Here is a 19,100-nt window from a genome sequence, read left to right as displayed (position 1 = left end):
CCTACCTCATACATTTATAGTACTTAGCCAACTTTTTATTTCTTTTCCTACTTTTACAGGGTTATCTATATAAATATCGTGGCCACTGTCAGAGATTGTTTTACAGTGTATATGTGAAGGTATATTCTTAATTTTCATGTCTAATATGAATTGTTCCTGTTCTTGTGGTAATAAAACCAATATATTTCTGTCTAGTAATTGATTGAAGGTCGGTAAGTTGATTTGTCTTCTTATTTTCAATAATTTTAGGATTGAATGTTCATTAATATTAAGTTCATAAACTTGTTTATTTAAATTGAAAGTCATCCTTGTAGTTGATGCTTCTAATAAATATTGATTCCATGTTTTATATGCATCTTTTTCTGATTCTATAAAGTCGTCCAAGTTCTTGAATTGAAAGTTTTCTAAATGATTTTTAGTATCTTTAATTTCAATCTCACTACTGTATTCTAGGTCTTCAAGATTAAATAATCCACCGTCTAATAATATAAGATTTTTAATTTGTGGAACCTTGATACTTATATATGATAATAAATCCGCCCCTAATGAATGCCCAACTATTGTCAGTTCTTCATTATCATAAATTTTTATCTCTGTTTTAAACCACTCTACTAATTCATTTAAATCATTAACGATAACATCTAGATTCAAACCATGACCTGGCAGATCAATTTGAACTAAATTCATATTATCTAATTGGTTATTTAAATCTTTCAAAAATAATCTATGACTGCCTAAACCAGAAAGAAATAATATTTGCTTTTCCATATAAGCTCCTTCATTAAAGATATATGTAGTTTTTTCCTTACTTACCTCAACCAACACTACAAGATCAGGTTTTCAAAGTTACGACTGACTTGGGATACTTTTTCTTGGTTTCCGACTTCTCTATAATATAGGATTGCTTTTTGGTACATTTCGATTGCTTTTTTCCTATTTTTTTGTGATACGTATAATTCAGCAAATTTGTTGAATCCGTCTCCCATAATTTCAAAGTCATATCTCACGACATTTGCTTCTAAATCTCTTAGTAACATCATTGCTTCTCGTTCATTACCTACTTCAATAAAATTGCTTACCCGCTCTATACTCTTTTTAATGTACATCTTAGAATTACTCCTTTTACCGTTACTATCTTAATTATATTATTGTAATCCCAATATTTACAAAACACAAGTTACTAAATATAAATGGTAACTACTTCAAACAACGTAAAAAGGTCTACGATGCCGTGGCATGGTAGACCGTTCTTTATTTTGTATGAACTTGAGTTATTGGATGCTCTATTGGAACAAATTGATTATAAACTTCGAGTAATTTTGATTTTTCATTATTCCAATTATAGATTTCTTTTGCTTGTTTAGTGTTTTCGCTTAATTGATTTCTTAAGCTTGTATCTTTTACAAGTTGATTCACAGCATTAGCTATTTCTGAAGCTTTATGTGAATCCACAACTAAACCGGTATTGGTTTCTTCTACTACTTTCTTAATTTCTGGAAAGTCACAACTAATAACAGGTACGTGAGCCATCATATATTCAAACAATTTATTTGAACTTGCTGAATAGTGATTGAAGCAAATGTTCTGCAACACTTGGAATCCAAGGTATGCTTCACGAGTATATGATGGTAATTCTTGAAATGGTACTTTATCTAAGAAATGAATTCTATCAGCTTGTTTGGAAGCTTCGGCTTGTTCTTTTAAAGTCTGTGTTAACTTGCCTCCTCCGATAAATAGTAAATGTCCTTCTTCAATTTCATCCATTGCTTCAATAAGTAATTCAAGACCTCTTCCTTGTTGGAGTCCGCCTTGATAAAGTAAAATTTTCTCATCTTCATTGATGCTTATTTTCTTATGTAAATTGATTTGTGGCTTTTCTTCAATATTGTATTTCTCTGAGTAGTTATACAATGTTTTTGGATAGAATCCATATATATCTTCATTGTATTTTGCTCTTGTATGATTTTCTACAATCATTTGATCTACAAATTTTAACATGAACGACTCAATACGCTTAATTGTCTTTGGATTGTAACCCGTTCTGTCTGATTGAACTTCATGGCTATCATAAATTAAAGGTTTTGGTTTTAAGCGTAATTTAGAACATACGATAGCTTGAGGTAATGTGTTTAAATCATTTGCATGATATATATCAGCATTTTGTATATAACCTTTTACAATCATTCTCGTAATAATTGCACCATTTATAAACCATTTTCTTATTTTTTTAAACTTTATCATACCTGCAGCAACCACGAGTGATAACAGATAAGCTGCCATTAATGTGAAACTTATATAGAAAAGACTTGGTATAATAACAATTTGGACACCAGCTACTACTAATAAGAATTTCTTGCCATGATCTTGATAAGCTTGCAATAACCATGGATATCTCTTCACTCTATGAACTTTAAATGTGTTAGATATTTCTTCATAAGCTGAAATAGCAGTATTTTTTGGGTCATTTATCGCAATTAAATTTACGTCATAACCATTATCCGCTAAAGTTGTACACTCTCTATTGACTCTTGCATCATTCGTAAAATGATTCCATACAAACATTGTGACCTTTTTCATTTGATAACCTCATTCCATGCAATTTATAGTATCCCTACTTGGAATAACAGTATATATATCCAAGCCACACTCATTATTCCAATCATCGCTAATAAACTTGTTGGTCTTTTTTCTTTTTGTATGACTGAATCATCTACCTCTTTATTACGTTGTTGTTGGATTTTAATACGTTTATATTCTAATTGTTCTTGTTTCGATTTCTTCTTAACTTTCTGAATGAGATTAACGTACCTCGCCACGATATCATTGACTTCACCATACGCAACCATCTCACCGTAATGTATCCAAATCGCTTTTTTACACATTTTTTTAATTTGTCCTGCTGAATGGGATACAAAAAATATTGTTTTACCTTGTTCTTGTAAATCGTGCATTTTATCTATACATTTATTAGAAAAAGTTTCATCACCTACTGACAATGCTTCATCGACAATAAGAATATCTGGATCTGTATGAATTGCAATTGCAAAGCCTAATCTTGATTTCATACCACTAGAATATGATTTTAAAGGTTGATAAATAAATTCATCAAGTTCACTAAACTGAACAATATCATCAAATTTTTCATTAATTTCTCGTTGTGACATACCGTGCATTAAACATTTATAATGAATATTTTCTTCACCCGTAAATTCAGGATTTAACCCTGCGCCAATAGCAATCAGCGACGGCTTACCATTTGTATAAACTGTTCCGGAAGAAGGTTCAACGACTCCACCTAGAATATTAGATAAAGTTGATTTACCTGACCCATTCAGTCCGATTATGCCAACAGATGTCCCTTCTTCTACTTCAAATGATATGTCATGTAATGCATAGTAAGGTTTAGATTTATAACTTAATCCAAAAGTAAATAAAGATAGCAGCTTATCTTTTCTGTTTACATTTAAGTCGTAAACTTTCGAGACATTTTCACATTTTATTTTATAAGTATTTGTCATCTCTATCACCTTTTCTTAAAAATGTCATAAGCTTTTCAATATTATCTTCCCATATAAGGTGTTCATCACGATATTCACGTGCATTCCTTGCTTTAATGGATAAAGCTTGTTCATCATATTTTAATGATTCAATTTCGTTTACGATTGTATCTATTGAAGCTTGTTTTCTTGCAAATCCTAGATTATATTTTTGAATAATAGCTTCAGTTGGACCACTAATATTAGATATAGGAGGTGTTCCAACTCCAATTGCATCTACAATTTTTCCAGGCATCACATTCATAAACACATCAGAAGATTCTAAAATTGAAAGTGAAATATGATGTTTAGATATTTCAGTTAAACAAGCTGTTCGATCCATCGGTTTTTTCACTTGAATATACTTACAATCTCTTACAGCTTTTCTAAACTTGTCAGCTTGCACACCATAAACAATCGCTGTAACATTGATTTGTTTATCATTTAAAGCTAAGCATATTGAAATAAGTTTATCTACATCTTGAGCATATCCAATATTTCCTGTATAAATAACACTAAAATCATTATATTTTTCTTCAGTTATCAGTTCATTTCTTGAAATGCCATTTGGCAAATAAAATATGGGTACTTTTCGCTGTAATCGCTTCTGAATATGTGACCTAAATGCTTCATTATTAATGACAATTTTATCTGCAGAATTATACATTTTCTTCTCTAAATATTTTAATAGTGGCATAAATAAACTTATGTTAATATGCTTTAATCCATTTACGCTATCTGGCCATAAATCTCTAATTTCTAACACATATGTCGGATGTTTCGCACTTTTAAAAAATAACGTCGCCCAAGCTAGAAATATATTTGGACTAGAAACATACACAATATCATAATCGTCATTGTGCATTTTCAAGAAGACTCTTAATCTGACATATTGTTCTATATAATATACTAACCTCATGATAAAATTACTATTTTGCTTATTACCATGCATTTTCATTCGAATAATTTTCTTCTTTTCTAATTTATTTAAAGATGGATCTGTAAAATAAGATTGATCTTCAAATAGACTTTGGTTAGGATATGTTGGCTCGGTCGTTAACATTGTCGGGTCTGAACCACTTGAACGAAAAGCTTTGAACATCATTTTCATTCGATTTGCGGCAGACCCAAGTTCTGGATAAAAATTTTGTGAAATCATTAATAATTTCTTTGTCATATTATGAACACCCTATAAGTAGTCTAGTAATTTCCGTTTAAACCTTGAATGAACCAATGAACCTATTAATAATAATATAATTGTTAAAAGCCAAAAATATAAATGATCATGCCATTGTCCGTACACGGAAACATTACCATGCACAAACGCTGTACGATAAACACCTACTAAATATGCAAATGGATTTAAGCTTGCTAACCTTTGTAAAATACCGTGTGCTTCTTCCATCGCCCAAAAGATAGGTGTCATAAAGAATAGCATTCTTATAACATTTTGTAGTAAATTTTTAGTATCGCGAATAACAATAATTAATGTACTCATAATTAATGAAATACCAAAAATAATTGCATAAGATGCGACTAAAAAGTATATAAACCAAAAGTAATGCCACCAAGGTACATATCCATTAATGACAGATATGACAAATAAAATGGCCGATGTAATCATTAAATTAATCATATTATTAGTTAAAGCTATAGATATAAATATTGAAGATGGAAACTTCATTTTTGATAAGAGTCCTACATTGCCTTGAATAGCAGATGCACCTGTATTGATCCCTTGTGATATGAACAACCAAGGAAACAAACCTGAAATAAGATGTACTAAAAATGGTACACCTACTACTTGTGCACTCGCATCTCCTCTTAACCCTAAACCAAACACAAGATAATATACAGCAACTTGTAAGATGGGTTGTAATATATTCCAAAATACACCAAGATAATGATTGGCATATTGACTTTTCATATTATAAATTGCAAGTTTAAAAATTTTAGGTAAATTATTAAATTGTTCTTTAAAGATTTCAGTAACTATCTTCATATATAACGACCTACTTGATTTTTATTTTTCAATAAGTTCAAATTGTGAAGCGCTGATCCATGATGTTTTCTCAATTTTTTTACTTGCATAGACAGAAATTGTAATAGATGCTTGTGGTTCTATCGTCAATTCTAAATTGTTTTTACTCAAATCTACTAAGTCGATTGACTCACTTTCTATATCAAAATACACTGTATCTCTGCCATTTTTATTATGATAAAATGTTCTCAATTCAAGTTTAATCTTGTAATCCTCAGTATTCGTCAAAATCATTTTCTTTTGATTTTCATTACTAAATTTAGGTGTTAATGCACGAAATAACTTTTTTTCATTTTGTATAATTTGATAGAAATCTTCAGTTTGAATCATAACATGAGTCAAACTCTCAACATCCCTATTTGTATCTTCTTCTAATTGAATTAATCGATCCTCTAAAGTGTTAATTTCATTGATTTGAAAATAATTTAAAATTGGCCAATGATGTTTAATCATCAACTTATGTAACATTTGATTTTGCTTATCTTCCTGATTAATACTCATAAATTCAAATAAGATATGCCTCGTGTTGATTAAGCTAAACACATCTAAATAATCATCACTTTCTTGAACAATACAGCTATGCCAACCGTTCATTCTAGATTCATAATACAACGTTTCATAAGGATGATAACCTAATTCAATGGTCTTATAGAGCTCATTTCTTTTAACAAATTCTAATAAATAATCGTGAGATAATTGATCCACTGGAAAATCTTTAGCCCATTTTTTGATTGCATTTTCATACGGTAAAAATGAGTCTGCTCTTTGTATCCGCTTCGGAATAATACTTTTAGCAAGTTCAAAGATAGTAGATTTTAAATGTATACAATGATTAAACGACCTGTTCTCATGATAATAATTGATTAAATGAATACTATGATCTGTTTCATATAAATGATATCTATCAATCAAATTTGAATTGACTGCTAGTTGATCCATATTAAATAGCGTATGCTTTAAATTTAAATTATATGCCATTTTTTGAGAAATATATTCATCTATACGATAAATATGTGCAGCTTGTTCATGTTCTAATTCATCTATATTTTTTGTATAAGTAAAGAAATTCACATCATTGATATGTTCTTTAATATAAGATAATGATACTTTAGAATCATGACCAGCAGTGATAGAACAAATCACTTTTTGATTAAATCGAAATAAATAATCAACCGCTGCTTCAATTTCATGGTTAACGATTCTATATACTTCTTCTGCTGATTTCTTAACACATGGGTTGATTGGATAAATTCTTTTAATTGAATGGTCTGTTATATTAAATCTTGTATTGGCATTGAATTTATAAACATCTTTATATTTACTATAGTCTAAAAATCCATATGACTTATGTGCGATTCTTTCACAAGTCATATCAAAACATAATTTTACGAGTTGATTCACTAATTCAGAATGACTAGCATATAAATCATGAGACGCATGATAATACAATGATAAAAATGACGTTGCATCATTATATAGTAGCAAACGTCCATTATACTCTATCAACATAACATACCTGCCATTATAAAAACTCATCTCTTCAAGAAAATCATAAGAATCTATTTCGTGAGATAATAATTGGGCGCATATTTCAGGATATTTCAAGTCGACATGTTTCGTATGCACAAAATGACCTAATATGACTACTTTGATGTCATTCTTTGTATACTCATAAGAACTTAAATCATTTGAAAAATAAATCGTAAAGTCAGTGAATTGAACATATTGACGATAGTTTTTATCTTCAATTGAAATTTGTCGAGGAACGATCATATATGCTTTGTTAAAATTTATGAATATATTATCCATCATACACACCCCCTTATATCAATCACGTAATTATTGCTGAACCTCTTGCTTTAGGTGTTCAACATATTGATTTAAATCATGGTCTTCTGGACGTTTATATTGATCATACAAACTATATATTTCTAAAAATCGTTCTACCGCTTCTTTTCTTTCTTCCGGTTTTACTTTTTCTAATCTTGGTAAATACCAGCCTTTAACGTAAAAATTAAATCTATGTTCTAAGTAGGATGTTAGTAATCCATGTTTTTCGTAAAATGGAATTCTTTCAATTTCTAACGTGTAATATTTATCAAATAGCTTCTTAGAAATCGAATTTGTAACTGATCCAGACACAGCAGCATAATACATATGAATAACATCTGTTACAGCTTGTACTTTATTAGAATGAATCATTAATTCTTGGAAGAATAAAGTATCTTGGCCAGCAGCACCTTCAATCATTCGAATATGATTATCTTTAATAATTTGTGATTTAATAATTAAAGCTTGAATACTTTGAGCACGTAAACCACATTTTTTCATATATTTTTTAGGATCTTCAATTAATAATTTTCCGTCGTTATACTTCATCACTGTACCAGCATAATTAAACAATGCTCTGCGCTTATTATCTTCTTTAATAATATTACCGACAACCATATCGACATCCTTATTCGATTCGATTTCTTCTAATAAAGTTGCATATCCATCACCAGTAGCTTCGTTATCAGGGTCTAAATAAGTAATATAATCTGTAGAGGCAAGTTCAGCACCTTTATTTCTTGGTCTTGAAGCACTGCCTGACCCTTCTTCATATGCATAGTAAACGATATCTGGGTATCGTCTTCTTAATCGATTAATAATAGATATCGTTTCAGAATCCGTACTACCATCATTTACGAATATAATTTCCATTTCTTTAAATATTGAAGATCTTCTTAAACTTCTCATACACTTATCTTCTAAATAAGTACCATTATTATGAATTGGGATAATAACACTTAATTTTTTCTTGCGGTTATTTTGACCATATAAAGATGCATCATAAATTTCTGATTGATCTAAATTATAGCCATTTTGAGACTGTGTGATATTCAATTGATAATCGAATATATTTTTATGATACAATGTTACATATTTATCTTGTGCATTTTCAATAAATTGATGTGCTTCATGCTGTTTATCTTTTGTAACAAAATCAACATCTACATATTTAAATGCTGTTAATAAATCTTCTAAATAGTACTCCTCATATTCAATTGAATCTTTCATGTAAGTTATAAAATCATATTGTGATACATCTTCTACTGTATCTTGAGCTTCTATAACATCAAACTGAACATGTAATTGTCGATATAGAATGTCTTTCATTTTATCCGTTAATGCATCAACAATTACGAGAATTTGTGATGCTTTTTGAGTCGGTTCAATGCCAATATATGATAGGACTTCATCTAAACGATGATACGTCGTACAATTTCTCATCACACTACGTATACTTTTAGCCTGCATATCTTCTATTTCATATTCTTGATATTGGTTCATGATTGGTGCCACATCTGTTTTATGATTAATCATAAATACATTTGGAAATTGATTATTAACACCTACTGAATAGTTAGATAAGATTAAATTCCCAAAAGCCTGCAATTCAAATATTCTATTCGCAAACATCGTTTCTGAATATTTTACTGAATTGACATTTACAGCCCATCTATATACTTTATGCAATTTCATTAGTTCTTCATGATCAATTGGCATTGTTAAGTATGGGATATATTTCATTGGGAATTGATAACGTCTTCTTCTTAACGGTAAGTTTCTATCGACAATTGTTAAGTCATTTTCATTATTAATCAATTCATCAAAGATTCTTGCAGATTCTTGGTTTCTAACAGGATATTTCTCAGTCCAACTTCCTGCAAAAATAACATCGTTTTTAAATGATTTATTATATGGACTTCTCGTACCTACTGGATTATGGTAATGAGGATTAATACCAAATTGAAGTACATGTACTTTATCATTTTGACAATATTCTTTATAATCTTCTACCACTTCAGCAGCAGATGTCAGGATAATATCGCATTCTGTCGCGATATCTTTGTATAAATGGAAATTGACAGGGTCTTCTTTAGAATAAAAGACGATTGGTATATTGAACTTTCTAGACTTTTGAATGCCTTCAATAAGCATTCTTCGCTTCTCACTATTTACTGAAGCTAAACCTGTCCAACTTCCGTCTATACCTCTCCATGCTGTCGCAACAATCACAACATCCATATCTCGACTTAAATCCGTAAATTCACTATCTAAATAAACGATATTCCCTATATCTTTAAATGAGTTATATAAAAATTCATCAGCAATGAGACCAACTTTGTATTTATTTTTAATAAATACACGTGACGTATCAGAATTCACAAGTTTTGATAAATGTTGTTGGTGATTTTCAAGGAAATCTAATTTGGATTCTTCTGCTACTTTTTTATAGTAATTATGATGATTTGTATGATCTTTAACCTTTTTTAATTTATATAGTCCATACATATAATCTTGTTCAACAATATCTAATACTTCTTCTAATTGTTCAACTTTTGTTTTATCATCAAAATTAACTAACGCCTCTTTAGTGGATTCGATATTACTTTTTTGATTGATATTTGTTGGCATATTTGAAGACATTATGATTTCCTCCTATTTCTCCAACTCCAGTATTTCGTTTGAATCTTTCCTAATTTAGAATTTTTCAAATTCATATATAGTCTTTCATACTGCGCTTTTTCTTCTTTTTTATTTGTTTTTTGTAATGAGATATTTTCGTTTATCAAACGAACAATTGCAGATTTTGACTCTTTTCTTTCTTCTTGAAAGTTTGTAATCATATCCAGCTGTTCTAGTGTTAACTCGTTATAATTTTCATATTGCTTAGCTTCTAAATCTTTAATAATACTTTTATCTTCTAAATCATTTAAGCTAATCCAATATTTTTTCTTTTTAATAATGATCCTTACCGATTCTGCCTTTAAGAACACCATATCAATCGAGACGTTATTGAAATCAAATTGTTCTTCATCCAATGATAAATCGATTGATTTGTGCAATGCACTATCTTGATAAAAGACTGTAGATTCTTCTATTGATACTTTTTTATTAATAGGAATTGCTCTATCTATATCTTTCGTAGGCACAAACCCTGTAAATGTTCCTTTATTAAATACAGCTTCTAACACTTCACCTTCAATTAAATACAACGCTCTAGATGAAAAGTTCTTTTCTTTAAACAACAAGTTATAATCAACTTTAAATCCTAGTTCTCTATTAATTTGTGGTGTAGAGAAATGACGTAAATCCACTCTTATCGTATCAATAGGTTTCGAAATTAATTTGATAGAATGATTTAATCTTGTCCATCCTATAATATTCGTACCTCTCACAATTAATCCGTAAAGTTCACTTTCTATCACTTTTACAGAAATAACTTTTAATGCTTTATTTAAATAGTCAGACGCATAGCCGACTGTAAGTTCATCATCATCTACATCAAATATTTCTTGATTTTCTGGTTCTCTTAAAATAATTTGAAAGCTCAATCCGCTTTGAATAATTGGACTTTTAACGTCTATCATATGAAGACCCCTCAATCTTTACTTATTAAATGAAAGTGCAATATCTTTTCCGAAAGTATATAAATTACCGTAGTTGTAATATTTAACTTGCTCAAATTGTGATTGAACAACATTTTTCGTATCGAAAATGACTTTGTCTTTCATACCTTCAAAATCTTGATCTACTAAAGTTTTGAATTCTGAATGGTCACTTAAAATCAATACAAGAGACGCATCTTTAACTGCTTTTTGAATATCTTTTTGGACAAATCCTAGCTCAACATGTGGATCATATGCTTCTACTTGAATATCATTTTCTTTTCTCAAATCATTATAAATATCAAATGCTGGTGATTCTCTGACATCGTCTACATCACCTTTATAAGTTAATCCAAATACAACAATCTTATGACCATTTAAAGTTTCTAAAATTTTCTTAGACTCATTAATCACATATTGAGGCATTGAACGATTAATACGTCTACCTTCTTGAATGAGACTCGTTGTTTCTGGATCTTTAGCGATAATAAAGTATGGATCAACTGCTAAACAGTGACCACCAACACCTGGACCTGGTAAGTGAATATTCACACGTGGATGTTTATTCGCCATCTTAATAACATCTAATACGTTAATATCTAAATGATTACATACCATCGCAAGTTCATTTGCTAGCGCAATATTCAAGTCACGGTAAGTATTTTCCATTAACTTACTCATTTCTGCTGTCTTAGCATTTGTTTCAATCATTTCACCTTGTACGAATGTTCCATATACACGTTTACCTGCTTCAACACATGCTGGCGTTATACCACCAATAATTCGATTGTTATGAATAAGTTCATGTAATATTTTTCCTGGTAACACTCTTTCAGGACAATGTACTAAGAATATATCTTTACCAATTTCAAATCCTTGGCTTTCAAGATATGGTTTAACATGGTCATCCGTTGTTCTTGGTGCTATCGTAGATTCTACAATGACAGTATTACCTTTTTCTAAAAATGGTACAATGGATTCAACAGCACCCATTACTAATGAAATATCACATGATTCGTATTGATCATCATTATTTGGTGTTGGAACTGCAATGATAAATGCATCGGCTTTTTCAGGTTGCATACTTGCTTTAAATTTATTTTTAGCTAACACTTCTTCATAAGCTTCTTGTAAACCAGGTTCTTCAATATGAATTTGACCATTATTTAATTTATCTACTGCTTCTTTATTAATATCGACACCTACAACATCTACACCATGTTTCGCAAACATAATTGATGTTGGTAATCCAATGTATCCTAAACCAATAGTAGTTAATTTCATATTATATCCATCCTTTAATAATTAATTGTTAAGCTATTACTTTCGTAATGTTAAATATATTGTAACTTCTATGAAAACAATAAACAGTCGTTTAACAGATACTTAAGGAAGGGTTTACACTCTTTTATCATTATTTACAATTGCTCAATATTTCGTGTAAAAAAAGTACCTCAATCATATAAAATCATATGATTAAGGTACTTTTTTTATTAATGATTGAGTTCTTTAAAGTATTGTTCGATATCTTTCTTTATTTTAGGACCAAACGTTTTGGAGTAACTATTTGATATATGTCCTTTATCCATATATACAATAACATTACCTATAACTGGCGCAAACTTTCCATTTACTTTGAAATACGATGTATAGTCTACATATTTAGTATCTTCTGGCTTTTGATCAAGTTGTTCCCATTTAGATACTTTTGGTAAGTGTTGTTTAGCATTCATCTTCTGAATCGTTTCTTGTTCTCCAAATTTATCTAAAGTTTCTGGGACATTAAACTCATATCTTGGATTATCCCTTATTGCCATAATCGGTGTTTTTGTATTTGTAATGTTTTGATATTGTTTTAATTGTAATGGATCGATTTGTCCATTTACATCTGTACTTGAATCTGCAGTTGTTACAACTAAATCAACGTCTTGCTTATCAAGTTCTTTAATTAAATTTTTATTCCAATCGGTACAATCTTGGTCACTGTCTTTCGTTGTTAATACACAGCCACTTTTCGTCATGCTTAATACTCTATAATTTCCTTCTTCAGCTGCTTTTTGTAGTGCGCCTAACCAATGTTGTGCATGAGAACTCCCTACTAAGGCAATTGTCTTATCATAGTTTTCTTTTTTACCGTACTCTCCTACTAGAACTTTTGATTCACCTATTTTTTGATGAACTTTGTCTCTTGTAGAATCAGGTGATTCATTTCTGATTTTTGAAAACTCTGGTATCGCTTCTACATCTTCTTTAACTTTCACATGCTTTTCTACTGCCATTGCACCGGGATAATTTTCACTCAATGCTACCTTTTCTTTTTCAAAAGGATTATTAAAAATAACGAAATATAAAGATGCGATTGCCAATAACTGTATCACTAATCCAATGCCTAATTTTTTGAATGCAATTTTATTAGAAGATACTGATCTGATTGGTTTTTCAATATAACGTGTCATTAAATATGATAATAACCATGATAGTAAAATCATACAAATACCTAATACAATTCCAGGTCGTTCATTATTATGATATTGATAAAATGATAAAATCACCCAATGCCATAAATATAAACCAAATGACAATCCTCCAACCTTTACCATGATAGACGAGCCTAAGAATTCCTTAACACCATATTTAGTTTCATAGTTACCGGAAACAAGTATAAATACGGCACATAACATTGGCCATAATGCAATAAACCCGGGAAACATTGTTGATACATTAAAAATAATACCTGTTAAGATCAAGCCTATTAAACCTAACCATCCAATCAAACTTGCTACTACACGGTTAATTTTAATTTTATTAAGATTGATTGCTAATAATCCGCCGAGTGAGAATTCCCAAACTCTTGTAAATGTATGGAAATATGCCCAAGGTTGATTGACGTGCGTTAAATAAATGGAATACGACAACGAAACGATAAATAATGTACCTAAACAAAGGTTAATTACATTAATAATTTTTAAGTTGGTGTATTTTTTATATAACATAAAAATCAAACTAAAGATGACAAACCAAATAATATAGAATTGACCTTGAATCGACATTGCCCAAAAATGTTCAACTGGTGTCTTCATTTGATCTTTATTTAAATAATCTGTACTCGATAAAGCGAGTTGCCAATTTTGATAATAAAATAATGAAGCAATGATTTCTTTTATCGTTTTGCCTAGTATTGACTCTGGTAATAAGAAAAAGCTTAAGATAACTGTTACAAGTAAAACTGTTATAACAGAAGGAAATAATCGTTTAATTAATCCTGTTATGTAAGGTATAAATTTAAATGATCCTGTTTTATTGTATTTTGAAATAATGGAAGTGGTAATTAAGAATCCTGAAACAACGAAAAATACATCGATGCCTCCAGACACTTTCCCAAACCAAATATGATATATTGCAACTAATAATGCTGCAATAACTCTTAGCCCTTCAATTTCAGGTCTAAATTTTTTGTCTAGATTAATAGGATTTGTCTGCATATTAAAATCTCCTTTAAGTATTATACAGTTGTAAGTATATATATAAGGATATTTATAAGAAAGGCAATTAATTAATATTTACAATATCTTAACACCCTATTAAAAAATCCCTAACAATTAGCTTGTTAGGGATTGAGATTTCATCTTATTTAAAGTGCTTGTATAAATCTTTCATGAATTGCTCATAAATGACATCACCGTCGAAATCGTTACTTCTTTCTATACCTTTTTGAATGACATTTTGAACATCATGATGATGATAATTTTCAATGACATTTGCAAGTTGCTCTCCATATTGTTTAGCATCTTGATAGTCTACTAAATAACCGTTTTTCTGATTTTCAATTAGAAATTCAGGACCATAACATCCTTTATAACTGATAACTACATTTCGTTGATACATAGCCTCTAATATAACAAGTCCAAATCCTTCAACTCTAGATGGAACAGCCGTAATCTTACTTTCAGCTAATACTTGTGATAATGCGTTTGTAGTAGGCTTAAGTTTCACAATATCTTGAATATTATATTGATTGATCAATTGGTGGTATTGTTCTTTTTCTTGTCCATCTCCATATAATTCTAATTGAAATTGGTATTTTCGCATTGTGTCTTGAATTAAATTGATACTATTCAGTAACAAATCAAACCCTTTTTCATGCTCAAATCTACCTGCAGCAACAATTGTATTTTGCTTATCTACGTTATATTGAGTTTCTTTTAGTATATTTGGAACAATGATTACTTTAGTGTGAGTTAAACCTTGTTGATAATCTTGTTGGTCTTCTTTAGTTAATGTCGTAACTAAATCAAGTTGTTCATAACTTTTAAGTATATCTTTTTGATAATGCTCATCATGTGCATGTAAATACATATGTTCCATACCAATTTTAAATACCGACTGACTTGCATATTTACTAACAAGTATATTGTAACTTGCACGTGTACCTACAATAATATCTGCATTCACATTCTGAATGGCTTTAACAATTTGTTGCTCAATATAACTTGAAAATTGATGAAGTCCAGGTTCAGACGGATGAATAATTTTAGGACTCAAAAAAGGTGTATACTTATTGATTCTATTTACAAATATATTTTTTAAACCTTTGATAGTTTTGTTATATTCAATAATGGGTTGAATTTCAATATTTTCATGCAACTTAAAATAAGGTTCATCACTCGCTTTAAATACTGACAATATTTTAACAGAGTGACCTTTTTCACTTAATTTATTTGCCAGATTAGAAATCGATTTCGTCGTCCCACCCATATGATAAATATTGTGCACTAAAAATGTAAAAGATTTCATATAAATACCCCTTTTCAGTCCATAGCTTGTTCTATCAATTGCGTGATAGTTTCGTATGACTGATTATTTTTGTTGATAAATTGATCACTAATCGTATGATAATCGTCATTCATAATTGCATTAAACAATAATGACTGTTCAAAATATTGATTATCATTGATAGTTTCATAAACTTCTTTATATAAACCACGGTTATAATCATAATTATTAAAATCTGGTGTATATAAGTACACTTTTTTATCAATAGTTAATGCATCAAATACTATTGAAGAATAATCACTGATTACAATGTCAGAAACAAGTAGTAATTGTTGTGTTTCAAACTGTCTTGTATCGATATAATTATGCTGTTTATTAGCATGATCTTCTTCGTGATATTTATAAATGATGTTATATTTCGCTTTCATCTCATCTGTAAATTCTAATAAAAATTCTTCTTCTTGATTATCTCTCCATGTCGGCGTATACAGAATTGTTTCCTTTTCAGTATTTAAATTTAACTGTTGTTTGATTTTATTTATTTCATTTGAATTTGTGTGTTGCTCTAATAAATATTCATTTCTAGGATAACCACATGCAACAATTTCTGTTTCTTCCAATGGAAATGCAGATTTAAATACATTATTTATAGATTCTACATCTGTTATAAAATAATCTTGTTTAATTAACTTATTATATTTACGTGCTCTATAATTATAAATATCAATATTTTGTTTAGGTTCTTTGCTATCTAAAAATAGTCGTTTTAAAGGTGTACCGTGCCATAACTGAATGATCGTACCATTAGGCTTAAAATCATCTGGCAAGTAGCTTTCAAGTATCACTACATTAGCTTCTTCTATAATTTGTTTCGTATCAGAATGAGATGGTGACACAAAGTGATCACCCTTTTCTTGGTCCGTAATAAAGTAAACAGTATATTTAGGGTGTTGTTTTACTAAATACTCAAATAAATATTTTGAATTACCTCTGTAACCATAATCGAAACCTAAAAATACAATATGTGGCTTTATTTTCGATTGATCTTTGTCATAAATATTAATTGCCTTCATTTGTTTTTGTAGTGCCGTATGATTTAATTTTTGATACGCAATTTTAGGTAATTGAAATTGTGATTTTAACATGACTTTATCAATTGTTCTTGCGATAGAAGGAAGCCTTGTCTCTTTCGCCTTAAATAATGGCGTTATACCATTTAAAAGTGCAAATTTGTTTAAATAGAATTTTTCTTCATAACTGAGACTTTCATTTTTAAATGCTGCTAAACAGTTTGCACTTGGTTTACTTTGATGAACATAATCAAAAATAACGTGAGAATCAATCTTAATTTCATCCAAGTGGAAAATCGCGTTCAATGTAATATCAAATATTGTTTCCCACTTATAATTAGAAATTAGCCATAATAGCTCATCTTTCTTAAAAATAATATTTGGTTGAAGCGTAATATTATTAAACCAATCAGCAACAGTAATAAATGCCTTCCCCATATATCTACTATCGTTTGTATAATAACCATTGTTTGTATAATCAACCATATAAGATTGGTTATCCAACTCTAAATTGTTCAACACTTCTTCCCTAACTTGCGTATATCTATCTATTAAAATAATATGATTTTCTTCACGACATTCTGCAATTATATATTTTTCCAAATTATGCTGGTCATGAATATTTATAATTTTAATCATTTTACACCTCATATATTTTAAGTTAATACAATAAATTGACTTCTCTATTTATTCATATTACATTATATAAACAATGTGAGACAAATATGCCACATTGCTTATACAATTTGATTTTTTAACGAATGGAGTTAACTTATGTTATTCAAAAGTAAAAAGCTTTTTTCTATTATTGTCACATCATATAATAATGAAGATAAAATAGAACGTGCAATTGATTCAATATTAAATCAATCACTAGATAAAAAATATTACGAAATCATCATTGTAGACGATCATTCTACAGATAATACTCAAAACTTAATTCAAAACTATGAAGCTAAAAATATCAAATTTATCATTTTAGATGAAAATTCAGGTGGCCCTTCAAAACCTCGTAATATCGGTATTGAAGAAGCAACAGGTCAATATATTTATTTTCTAGATGCAGATGATTATTTAGCAACAGATATATTAGCAAGAATTGCTAATGACGATAAACTACTTAAATCAGACATGATTGTTGGTAGAACATTACGCCAAAATGACCATTCTTTAACAGTACATGCCAGATTTATGAGTAATAATAATCGTTATAATTATAACATCAATGACATCCCATATATATATAATCACTTTGGTCCGCCATCAAAATTTATTAAACTGAGTCATATTAAAAGACACAATATAAAGTTCCCAGAAAACTTACATTTTGGGGAAGACAAAATGTTTTTCACATATTTAAGTCCTTATATTAATAATGTATCTACAGTGACAGATAATTGTTCAATCATTGACAGAACAACATCTAATGAATCACTTACAAGAGGTGTAGATTTCTATGAAAAACGTGCTTCAGATTTAGAAATTATTCATCATTTACTAGAACAAGAATCAAACTCTAAAAACATTCGATTGTTAAATCGTTTTTTAGAATATGATCTACTGAAAAGTTGTAATAGTCATGTATTCCTAAATAGTGATAAAAAGCAACAAGTTAATTATTTTAAACAACTGAACGAACTTTTCAATCAATCATATATAAAAGCTGATATCATTCAAACAATCAGTCAAGAATATACAGACGCAATTAAGTTTATTCAAAATAATGATTATGAGTCATTTATGAATTTCTTTACTTGGCTGAAAAAACAACCTAAAATCATTCAAAAGCAACAAAAACAGACATTATTAACTGATGCTAATGAAAGATTCACAATACCATTTCAACAGTCAACGTTATTAAATATAGCTGAATTAGACAAATCCATTAAAATACAAATTGAAATAGACGGTGTTGATACTGACAAAATATGTAACTTGTCTCTTATGTCTCGAAAAGTTTACAAAGATGATATCGTTATTGAGAATATAGATGTACAAGATAACCTCTTAACCATCTCAATACCTAAAATTGAAATCAATAATAAACCAGCAGCAATTTACAACTGTATCATCGTATATGATGGATTTAAGCATTTAAATATTAAATTTGGTTATGACAAAAAAATCAATTTAACAGATAAAAATGGTATTTTCTACCCTACTATAAATGGAAACCTTTCTTTAAAGTTAACAAATAAATAAAAAAAGCAGAACTGATACACAATTACAGCGTCAGTTCTGCTTT

The 19,100-nt window shown here is 29.3% G+C and carries 14 protein-coding genes; 1 reads left to right on the top strand and 13 read right to left on the bottom strand.

From position 1 onward, the window contains the following. Positions 1 to 6: 6 nt before the first annotated feature. The 13 genes from CD035_RS03490 to CD035_RS03430 all read right to left on the bottom strand — a co-directional run bounded on the left by CD035_RS03490 (position 7) and on the right by CD035_RS03430 (position 17,494). The gene (locus CD035_RS03490; protein WP_048542150.1) at positions 7 to 768 is read right to left on the bottom strand and encodes an alpha/beta fold hydrolase; all 762 of its coding nucleotides are present in this window, start codon (positions 766 to 768) and stop codon (positions 7 to 9) included. A 56-nt stretch (positions 769 to 824) separates the two neighbouring features. Next, complete coding sequence (locus CD035_RS03485; RefSeq protein ID WP_048542148.1) at positions 825 to 1,106, bottom strand: hypothetical protein; 282 nt, start codon at positions 1,104 to 1,106, stop codon at positions 825 to 827. Positions 1,107 to 1,251: 145 nt separating this feature from the next. Further along, positions 1,252 to 2,577, bottom strand: coding sequence for a glycosyltransferase (locus tag CD035_RS03480; RefSeq protein ID WP_048542146.1), 1,326 nt, complete (start codon positions 2,575 to 2,577; stop codon positions 1,252 to 1,254). A 23-nt stretch (positions 2,578 to 2,600) separates the two neighbouring features. Beyond that, the gene (locus tag CD035_RS03475; RefSeq protein WP_407943162.1) at positions 2,601 to 3,443 is read right to left on the bottom strand and encodes an ABC transporter ATP-binding protein; all 843 of its coding nucleotides are present in this window, start codon (positions 3,441 to 3,443) and stop codon (positions 2,601 to 2,603) included. Positions 3,444 to 3,501: 58 nt separating this feature from the next. Beyond that, positions 3,502 to 4,713: a glycosyltransferase family 4 protein gene (locus CD035_RS03470; protein ID WP_048542143.1), complete on the bottom strand. Its 1,212-nt coding sequence runs from the start codon at positions 4,711 to 4,713 to the stop codon at positions 3,502 to 3,504. Between the two features lie 12 nt (positions 4,714 to 4,725). Next, positions 4,726 to 5,538, bottom strand: a complete 813-nt coding sequence (locus tag CD035_RS03465) for an ABC transporter permease (protein WP_048542142.1) — start codon at positions 5,536 to 5,538, stop codon at positions 4,726 to 4,728. Between the two features lie 21 nt (positions 5,539 to 5,559). Next, entirely contained in the window at positions 5,560 to 7,386 is a 1,827-nt protein-coding gene (locus CD035_RS03460; RefSeq protein WP_048542141.1) for a hypothetical protein, read from the bottom strand. 30 nt (positions 7,387 to 7,416) lie between these two features. Continuing rightward, a complete protein-coding gene (locus CD035_RS03455; protein ID WP_080964689.1) occupies positions 7,417 to 10,050 on the bottom strand; it encodes a glycosyltransferase in 2,634 nt (877 codons plus the stop codon). After that, positions 10,050 to 10,994 carry a hypothetical protein gene (locus CD035_RS03450; protein ID WP_048542139.1) on the bottom strand — a complete coding sequence of 315 codons (945 nt, stop codon included), beginning with the start codon at positions 10,992 to 10,994 and terminating at the stop codon, positions 10,050 to 10,052. Before CD035_RS03450 ends, CD035_RS03455 begins: the two co-directional genes overlap by 1 nt. Before the next feature lie 18 nt (positions 10,995 to 11,012). Continuing rightward, complete coding sequence (locus CD035_RS03445; protein ID WP_048542137.1) at positions 11,013 to 12,296, bottom strand: nucleotide sugar dehydrogenase; 1,284 nt, start codon at positions 12,294 to 12,296, stop codon at positions 11,013 to 11,015. Positions 12,297 to 12,505: 209 nt separating this feature from the next. Next, positions 12,506 to 14,494, bottom strand: coding sequence for an acyltransferase family protein (locus tag CD035_RS03440; protein ID WP_048542135.1), 1,989 nt, complete (start codon positions 14,492 to 14,494; stop codon positions 12,506 to 12,508). Positions 14,495 to 14,639: 145 nt separating this feature from the next. Beyond that, entirely contained in the window at positions 14,640 to 15,806 is a 1,167-nt protein-coding gene (locus CD035_RS03435) for a glycosyltransferase (protein WP_048542133.1), read from the bottom strand. Positions 15,807 to 15,820: 14 nt separating this feature from the next. Continuing rightward, on the bottom strand, positions 15,821 to 17,494 hold the full coding sequence (locus tag CD035_RS03430) for a CDP-glycerol glycerophosphotransferase family protein (RefSeq protein WP_048542132.1): 1,674 nt from the start codon (positions 17,492 to 17,494) through the stop codon (positions 15,821 to 15,823). Between the two features lie 135 nt (positions 17,495 to 17,629). Here CD035_RS03430 and CD035_RS03425 point away from each other — a divergent pair, with 135 nt between their 5' ends. Beyond that, positions 17,630 to 19,057 carry a glycosyltransferase family 2 protein gene (locus tag CD035_RS03425; protein ID WP_048542130.1) on the top strand — a complete coding sequence of 476 codons (1,428 nt, stop codon included), beginning with the start codon at positions 17,630 to 17,632 and terminating at the stop codon, positions 19,055 to 19,057. Positions 19,058 to 19,100: the final 43 nt, after the last annotated feature.

The sequence above is a fragment of the Mammaliicoccus sciuri genome (genome assembly GCF_002901825.1).
Taxonomy (GTDB): domain Bacteria; phylum Bacillota; class Bacilli; order Staphylococcales; family Staphylococcaceae; genus Mammaliicoccus; species Mammaliicoccus sciuri.
The sequence above is the reverse complement of the archived record's forward strand: the minus strand, read 5'-3'. Positions and strand labels throughout refer to the sequence as shown.